7 protein-coding genes are annotated in these 7416 nt (G+C 73.4%); 2 read left to right on the top strand and 5 right to left on the bottom strand.

The window, feature by feature from the left end; genetic code table 11:
• Positions 1-104: 104 nt before the first annotated feature.
• Positions 105-1337 carry an ornithine--oxo-acid transaminase gene (rocD, locus tag SACPADRAFT_RS0209160; RefSeq protein WP_007024051.1) on the bottom strand — a complete coding sequence of 411 codons (1233 nt, stop codon included), beginning with the start codon at positions 1335-1337 and terminating at the stop codon, positions 105-107.
• 254 nt (positions 1338-1591) lie between these two features.
• Between rocD and SACPADRAFT_RS0209155 the strand changes: the two genes are divergently transcribed.
• A complete protein-coding gene (locus SACPADRAFT_RS0209155) occupies positions 1592-3736 on the top strand; it encodes a S9 family peptidase (RefSeq protein WP_007024052.1) in 2145 nt (714 codons plus the stop codon).
• Here SACPADRAFT_RS0209155 and SACPADRAFT_RS0209150 read toward each other — a convergent pair.
• From SACPADRAFT_RS0209150 to SACPADRAFT_RS0209135, 4 genes are all read right to left on the bottom strand, one after another.
• Complete coding sequence (locus tag SACPADRAFT_RS0209150; RefSeq protein WP_007024053.1) at positions 3733-4155, bottom strand: nitroreductase family deazaflavin-dependent oxidoreductase; 423 nt, start codon at positions 4153-4155, stop codon at positions 3733-3735. The two genes, SACPADRAFT_RS0209155 and SACPADRAFT_RS0209150, sit on opposite strands and share 4 nt — an antisense overlap.
• Positions 4156-4230: 75 nt before the next feature.
• Entirely contained in the window at positions 4231-4602 is a 372-nt protein-coding gene (gene crcB, locus SACPADRAFT_RS0209145; RefSeq protein ID WP_040924151.1) for a fluoride efflux transporter CrcB, read from the bottom strand.
• Positions 4603-4616: 14 nt separating this feature from the next.
• Positions 4617-4967 carry a DUF190 domain-containing protein gene (locus SACPADRAFT_RS0209140; RefSeq protein ID WP_007024055.1) on the bottom strand — a complete coding sequence of 117 codons (351 nt, stop codon included), beginning with the start codon at positions 4965-4967 and terminating at the stop codon, positions 4617-4619.
• Positions 4964-5416 carry a fluoride efflux transporter FluC gene (locus SACPADRAFT_RS0209135; protein ID WP_007024056.1) on the bottom strand — a complete coding sequence of 151 codons (453 nt, stop codon included), beginning with the start codon at positions 5414-5416 and terminating at the stop codon, positions 4964-4966. Before SACPADRAFT_RS0209135 ends, SACPADRAFT_RS0209140 begins: the two co-directional genes overlap by 4 nt.
• Positions 5417-5451: 35 nt before the next feature.
• On the opposite strand from SACPADRAFT_RS0209135, the gene SACPADRAFT_RS0209130 reads away from it, so the two are divergent.
• Positions 5452-7401: an aconitate hydratase gene (locus SACPADRAFT_RS0209130; protein ID WP_007024057.1), complete on the top strand. Its 1950-nt coding sequence runs from the start codon at positions 5452-5454 to the stop codon at positions 7399-7401.
• The last annotated feature ends 15 nt before the right edge of the window (positions 7402-7416 follow it).

Below are 7416 nucleotides of genomic sequence, written 5' to 3'. Positions count from 1 at the left end.
CGGTGCGTGCCGGGGCGCAGGTGTCGGTCACCGGCCCATCGTCGCCGGATCCGCCGACCGGCCCGCACCCGGCCCCCCGCAGTGCGGTGCGGCGGACGCCGGGGTCACCGGGGTGCGGCACCCACCACCTGTGCCAGCGCGTCGATCCCGCGGTCCAGGTCGGCCTCCTCGACCACCAGCGGCGGGGCGATGCGCAGCGTGTGCCCGTGGGTCTCCTTGCACAGCACCCCGCGGCGCAGCAGCGCCTCGGAGGCCTGCCTGCCGGTCGGGCCGCCGGGTTCGAGGTCCACCCCGGCCCACAGTCCACGCCCGCGCACCGCCGCCACACCGTGCCCGAGCAGGCCGGACAGCCGCGTGTGCAGGTGCGCGCCCAGGGATGTGGCCCGCTGCTGGAACTCTCCGGTGGACAGCAGCCGCACCACCGCCCGGCCCACCGCGCACGCCAGCGGGTTGCCGCCGAATGTGGAGCCGTGCTCGCCGGGGCGCAGCACCCCGAGCACGTCGGCGCGGCCGACGACCGCCGACACCGGCACGATCCCGCCCCCGAGGGCCTTGCCCAGCGTGTACAGGTCGGCGGTGACGTGCTCGTGGTCCAGCGCGAACACCGTGCCGGTGCGGGCCAGCCCGGACTGGATCTCGTCGGCGATCAGCAGCGCACCCGCCTCGTCGCAGAGCCTGCGGGCCTCGGTGAGGTAGCCGTCCGGCGGCACCACGACCCCGGCCTCGCCCTGGATCGGCTCCACCAGGACGGCGGCGGTGCGCTCGGTGATCGCCCCCGCCAGGGCCTCGGCGTCGCCGTACGGCACGGTGACGAAGCCGGGCGTGTAGGGGCCGTAGTCCGCGCGGGCGGCGTCGTCGGTGGAGAACGACACCAGCGTGGTGGTGCGGCCGTGGAAGTTGTCCGCGGCCACCACGATCTCCGCCCGCTCCGCGGGCACGCCCTTCACCCGGTAGGCCCACTTGCGTGCCACCTTCAGCGCGGACTCCACCGCCTCGGCGCCGGTGTTCATCGGCAGCACCATCTCGGTGCCGGTGAGCTCGGCCAGCTCGCGGCAGAACAACCCCAGCTGGTCGTGGTGGAACGCCCGCGAGGTCAGCGTCACCCGGCCGAGCTGTTCGGTCGCGGCGCGGACCAGCTCGGGGTGCCGGTGGCCGAAGTTCAGCGCCGAGTACCCGGCCAGCAGGTCCAGGTGGGGCCGTCCCTCCACATCGGTCACCCACGCGCCGTCCGCCTCGGCGATCACCACCGGCAACGGGTGGTAGTTGTGCGTGCTGAAGCGCTCGTCGAGGTCGATGAGGTCGGCGGTGCGGCGGTCGAGGTCGGGCAGCGTCGTCATGCGTTCAGCCTAGAACCCCGTGCACGGCGGTTTCATCCGTCGACCGTTGCCGACACCGGTCGTTCATTGCGTCTTCGACGGGAGCCCCGTCGCGTTCGTTGCGCAAGCATTCGCAGAGTGAGGGAGGATGAGCCCGATGACGGAACGCGGAAACTGGACCGAGTTGCGTGAGCGCCGTATGAGCGAGCCCGGCGCGCAGCGGGCCTATCAGGTGGCGCGGTCGGCTCACGAGCGAGAGCGACGCCGAGGTCCGGATGGCGCGCTCCGCCGGGTTGGCGACCCTGTGTGGCCGTCTGCGAGAGTGGATTCCCGTGACGGATGATCTCTCGTTCCTGCGGCGGCAGGCCCGTACCCAGCGGTTCACCCTCGGCATCCCGAAGGACTTCCGGGTCACCCCGGACGGACGGCGGGTGCTGTTCCTGCGCGCCGAGTCGGCGGACGACCGGCGGCACAGCCTGTTCACGCTCGACCTGGACACCGGCGCGGAGAGCAAGGTCGTCGACGCGGCCGCCCTGCTGCCCGGGGAGGAGGACCTGCCCCCGGAGGAACGGGCGCGGCGCGAGCGCACCCGGGAGAGCTCCGGCGGGGTGGTGACCTACGCCGTGGACCGCGACGTCACCGTCGCCGCGTTCAGCCTCTCCGGCAGGCTGCACACCGTCGACCTCGCCGACGGGCGGGTCACCGGGCTGGTGGACGACGCCGTGGTCGACCCGCGCCCGGACCCCACCGGCGCCCGCGTCGCCTACGCGAGCCGGGGTGCGCTGCGGGTGGTCGAGCGTGCCTCCGGTGCGGACCACGCGCTGGTGACCCCGGAGCACGACGACGTCACCTGGGGGCTGGCCGAGTTCATCGCCGCCGAGGAGCTCAGCCGCGTGCGGGGCTACTGGTGGGCACCGGACGGGCGGAGTGTGCTGGTGCAGCGCACCGACCGGTCCCCGGTGCCCCGGTGGACGATCGCCGACCCGGCGAACCCGGACACCCCGCCCGCGGTCAACGCCTACCCGGCCGCCGGGACCACCAACGCCGAGGTCTCGTTGTCGTTCGTCGGGCTGGACGGCAGCCGGGTGGACGTGTCCCACACCGACTGGGAGTACCTGGTCGCCGCGCACTGGTCGGCGGGCGGGCCGCCGCTGATCGCGGTGATGCCGCGCGACCAGTGCCGCCTCGAGGTGTACGCGCTGGACCCGGCCGACGGGTCGGCGACCCTGCTGCGCACCGAGACCGACCCGGAGTGGGTGGAGATCCTCACCGGCGTGCCCGCGTGGACCCCGGACGGCAGGCTGGTGACCACCGGCGTGGCCGACGGAGCCCACCGGCTGCTGATCGACGGGACCCCGGTCACCCCGCCGGAGCTCCAGCTGCGCGCGGTGCTCGACGTCGGCGACGACGTGCTGTTCAGCGCCTCGGAGGGTGACCCGACCCAGATCCACGTCTACCGCACCCGCGGCGGCGACGTCCAACGACTGTCCACCGGGGACGGCCTGCACGTGGGGTCGGGCACCGCCGGGGTGACCGTGGTGTCCTCCTGGAGCCTGGACCGCAGCGGGCCCCGCGTGTCCGTGCTGACCGACGGGAATCCGGTGGCGCACGTCGACTCGCACCCGGCCGACCCCGGTCTCGAACCGGCGCCGGAGTGGCTCACCGTCGGCGAACGGGGTCTGCGGGCGGCCCTGCTGCTGCCCCGCGGGTACGACCAAGGCGACGGGCCGCTGCCGGTGCTGCTCGACCCGTACGGCGGCCCGCACGCCCAGCGGGTGCTGCGCAGCCGCAACGCCTTCCTGACCCCGCAGTGGCTGGCCGACCAGGGGTTCGCCGTGCTCGTCGCCGACGGCCGCGGCACCCCCGGCCGGGGCCCGGCGTGGGAGAAGGAGATCGCCCGGGACTTCGCCGGGGTCACCCTGACCGACCAGGTCGACGCCCTGCACGCGGTGGCGCGCCAGCGCCCCGGCGTGCTGGACCTGGACCGGGTGGCGATCCGCGGCTGGTCCTACGGCGGCTACCTGGCCGCGCTGGCGGTGCTGCGCCGCCCGGACGTGTTCCACGCGGCCGTGGCGGGCGCCCCGGTCACCGACTGGGCCCTCTACGACACCGCCTACACCGAGCGCTACCTGGGTCACCCGGACGAGCAGCCGGAGGTCTACGCGCACAACTCGCTGCCCGCCGACGCGGACCGGCTGCGCAGGCCGCTGATGATCGTGCACGGGCTGGCCGACGACAACGTGTTCGTCGCCCACTCGCTGCGGCTGTCGTCGGCGCTGTTGGCGGCCGGGCGTGCGCACACGTTCCTCCCGCTGCCGGGCGCCACGCACATGACCCCGCAGGCCGAGGAGGTGGCGGAGAACCTGATGCGCACCCAGGTCGACTGGCTCAAGCGGGAACTGGGCACCGCCGGGGACTAGTCACCGTCCGAATCCGACGGTGGAGTGTCCGACGACCCGCGTGCGGCCTCGGTGAGGAAGACGAACTCGTCCACCCCCGCCAGGCCGAGCAGCGGACGTGCCACGGCCGGGACGGCGGCACGGGTGCGGTCGGTGACCAGCCGCGCCTGCTCCAGCCGCACGGTCCGGCCGCGGGTGGTCAGGTCGCCGCCGCCCGCGGCCAGAACGTTGCGCACCCAGTCGCTGTCCGCGCCGTAGGTCACCGGAATGACGAAGCCGTCACGGGTGGGGAAGGCGTTCAGCGGGGTGCGGTACCGGCGCCCGGACCGGCGGCCGACGTGGGTGAGCAGTCCCATGCCCGGCATGCGGGGCGCGATCCGCCCGGCCACCCGGTTGGTGGCGACGCGGTTGAACCGCGCCAGTGTCTTCGGCAGCACCATGCCGACCACTCTCGCGCGCCGACCCGGCCCGCGCCAGGGGAGTGCGGTGGACGGTCCCGAGCCGGGCGTCCTGGGTCAGGACCACACGCCGAGGGCCAGCGCGATCCCGCCGCCCGCCGCGCCGAACCCGGCGAGCACCGTCAGCACCACGTTCGCCACCGCGTAGAGGTGCGCGCGTTCGGTGACGAGCCGGACCGTCTCGTAGCCGAACGTGGAGAAGGTGGTCAACGCCCCGGCCAGCCCGGTGCCGAGCAGCGCCCGGGCGGTGTCCGTGCCGCCGGTGGCCACCGACCACCCGGTGAGCAGCCCCAGCAGGGCCGAGCCCACCAGGTTCACCGTCAACGTGCCCCACGGGAACGCCGAGCCGGTGGCGCGCTGCACCCGCTGGTCCAGCACGTACCGCAGCACCGCTCCGGTCGCGCCGCCGAGCGCCACCCACAGCGCCATCCAGGCCGAGGCCGTCACGACCGGTCCCCGTTCCTGGCCGCGTACCGCACGACCTCGACCTCGTCGAGTGTCACCATGCCCCCGTCGAGCAGCTCCTCCAGCTCGGGCACGAACGCCCGCACCCGCTCCGGCTCGTCCACGATCACCACGGCGACCGGCAGATCCTCGGACAGCGACAGCAGACTGCTGGTGTGGATCAGGGAGTTCGCGCCGTAGCCCTCGATACCGCGCAGCACCGAGGCGCCGGCCAGCCCCGCGTCACGGGCGCGCCGCACGATCTCGTGATACAGCGGCCGGTGATGCCACACGTCGTCCTCCCCGACGTGCACGATGAGCCGGAGCGCCCGGCCGGACAGGTGTCTCACAGCTCCTCCGCGTCCCGCTCGCCACCACCGCCGCGCCGCGGGCGGGGGCGCAGCGCGGCCCGGGTGACCAGTGTCCCGGCCACCACCGCCGCCAGCGAGGCGGCCAGCGAGCCCGCGGCGTAGACCACCGCGAGCACCGGCCTGCCCGCCGCGGCCGTGTCGAGGGTGTCGAGCACGTAGGTGGACAGGGTGGTGAACCCGCCGAGCACGCCGATGCCCAGGAAGGGCCGGACCAGTCGGGGCGCGCCCGCCCGCCGGGTGAGCAGTTCCGTCAGCACCCCGATGAGCAGACAGCCGACGACGTTCGCGGTCAGCGTCGCCCCCGCGAATCCCCCGGTCGGGTACGGCAGCGCCAGGGTGAGCCCGTACCGGGCGAGGCTGCCGAGCGCGCCGCCCGCGGCGATCACGAGCAGCACGTCCCGGTGGTGCGTGCCGACCATGCCGTCCATGATTGCCGACACCCGATCGTGGGTAACCGGGGCCCATGGGTTCCACGGTCGCACACAAGCTCATCGCCGATCACCTCGTCGACGGCCGGATGGTGCCGGGGGAGGAGATCGGCCTGCGGATCGACCAGACGCTCACCCAGGACGCCACCGGCACGCTGGTGATGCAGGAGCTCGAAGCGCTGGGTCTGGACCGGGCCCGCACCGAGGTGAGCGTGCAGTACGTCGACCACAACCTGCTGCAGGCGGACGAGAAGAACGCCGAGGACCACGCCTACCTCCGCTCGGCCTGCCGCCGGTACGGCATCTGGTACTCGAAGGCGGGCAACGGGGTCTCGCACCCCACCCACCAGCAGCGGTTCGGCGTGCCCGGCAAGAGCATGGTCGGCTCCGACTCGCACACCCCCGCCGCCGGGTCGCTGGGCATGCTGGCGATGGGTGTGGGTGGTCTGGAGGCCGCCACCGCGATCGCCGGGCAGCCGGTGTACCTGCGGATGCCGGAGATCTGGGGCGTGCGGCTGACGGGGGAGCTGCCGCCGTGGGTCTCGGCCAAGGACGTCATCCTGGAGATGCTGCGCCGGCACAGCGTCAAGGGCGGTCTGAACCGCATCGTCGAGTACCACGGGCCGGGCGTGTCCACCCTGTCGGCGATGGACCGGCACGTGATCGCCAACATGGGCGCCGAACTGGGCGCCACCACCACGGTGTTCCCCTCCGACGGCGCGGTGTACGAGTTCCTGCGCGCCGAGGGGCGGGAACAGGACTTCGTCGAGATCGTCGCCGACCCGGACGCGACCTACGACGTCACCGACGAGATCGATCTGTCCACAACGGAACCGCTGATCGCGAGACCGTCGTCGCCGGACAACGTCGTGCCGGTGCGCGAGGTGGCCGACACCGAGATCAGCCAGGTGGTGATCGGCTCGTCGGCCAACCCGGGCCTGCGCGACTTCGCCATCGCCGCGCACATGGTCGCCGGCAGGCAGACCAATGACGCCGTCAGTTTCGACGTCAACCCGACCTCGCGGGAGATCCTGTCCGACCTGACCAAGATGGGCGGCACCTTCGACCTGATCTCGGCGGGCGCCCGGATCCACCAGGCCGGGTGCATGGGCTGCATCGGCATGGGCCAGGCCCCCGCCGTCGGGCAGAACTCCCTGCGCACCTTCCCCCGCAACTTCCCGGGCCGCTCCGGCACGAAGGAGGACTCGGTGTGGTTGTGCTCACCGGAGACCGCGGCCGCCTCGGCCCTGACCGGCGTGATCACCGACCCGCGGGACCTGGCGGACAAACTGGAGATGCCCTACCCGGACCTGCCGCTGCCCGCGCGATCGACCATCAACACGGCCATGCTGGAAGAACCGCCGCCACCGGAACAGGCCCGGCAGGAGCCACTGGTGAAGGGCCCGAACATCTCCGCGCTGCCGGACTTCCCGCCGCTGCCGGACCGCATCGAGGCGCCGGTGCTGCTCAAGGTGGGCGACAACATCTCCACCGACGAGATCTCCCCGGCGGGCGCGCGGGCACTGCCGTACCGGTCGAACGTTCCGCAGCTGGCGACCTTCACCTTCGACCAGGTCGATCCCACCTACTCCGACCGCGCGGCCGAGGCCGCGGGCGGACACGTCGTCGTCGGCGGGGACAACTACGGCCAGGGGTCGTCCCGCGAACACGCCGCGATCACCCCGCGGCACCTCGGCCTCAAGGCGGTGCTGGCGAAGTCGTTCGCCCGCATCCACTGGCAGAACCTGGCGAACTTCGGCATCCTCGCGCTGGAGTTCACCGACCCGGCCGACCACGACCGCATCGGCCAGGGGGACACACTGGTGCTGGAGGGGCTGCGGGAGCAGCTGCCGGACGGCGGGGATCTCACCGTCCGCAACGAGACTCGGGGCGAGGAGTACACGGTGTGCCACCGGCTGTCGCCACGCCAGGTGGAGGCCGTGCTCGCCGGCGGCCGGATTCCGCTGCTGGCCCGGGCGGCCTGACGGAGTGCGACGCAC

It is taken from the genome of Saccharomonospora iraqiensis subsp. paurometabolica YIM 90007 (assembly GCF_000231035.2).
GTDB lineage: Bacteria > Actinomycetota > Actinomycetes > Mycobacteriales > Pseudonocardiaceae > Saccharomonospora > Saccharomonospora paurometabolica.
The sequence above is the reverse complement of the archived record's forward strand: the minus strand, read 5'-3'. Positions and strand labels throughout refer to the sequence as shown.

What these genes read in the sequence shown, in the direction of transcription:
- rocD (WP_007024051.1), bottom strand. Translation starts at nt 1,337, where the DNA reads ATGACGACGCTGCCCGACCTCGACCGCCGCACCGCCGACCTCATCGAC.
- SACPADRAFT_RS0209155 (WP_007024052.1), top strand. Translation starts at nt 1,592, where the DNA reads ATGGCGCGCTCCGCCGGGTTGGCGACCCTGTGTGGCCGTCTGCGAGAG.
- SACPADRAFT_RS0209150 (WP_007024053.1), bottom strand. Translation starts at nt 4,155, where the DNA reads ATGGTGCTGCCGAAGACACTGGCGCGGTTCAACCGCGTCGCCACCAAC.
- crcB (WP_040924151.1), bottom strand. Translation starts at nt 4,602, where the DNA reads ATGGCGCTGTGGGTGGCGCTCGGCGGCGCGACCGGAGCGGTGCTGCGG.
- SACPADRAFT_RS0209135 (WP_007024056.1), bottom strand. Translation starts at nt 5,416, where the DNA reads ATGGACGGCATGGTCGGCACGCACCACCGGGACGTGCTGCTCGTGATC.
- SACPADRAFT_RS0209130 (WP_007024057.1), top strand. Translation starts at nt 5,452, where the DNA reads ATGGGTTCCACGGTCGCACACAAGCTCATCGCCGATCACCTCGTCGAC.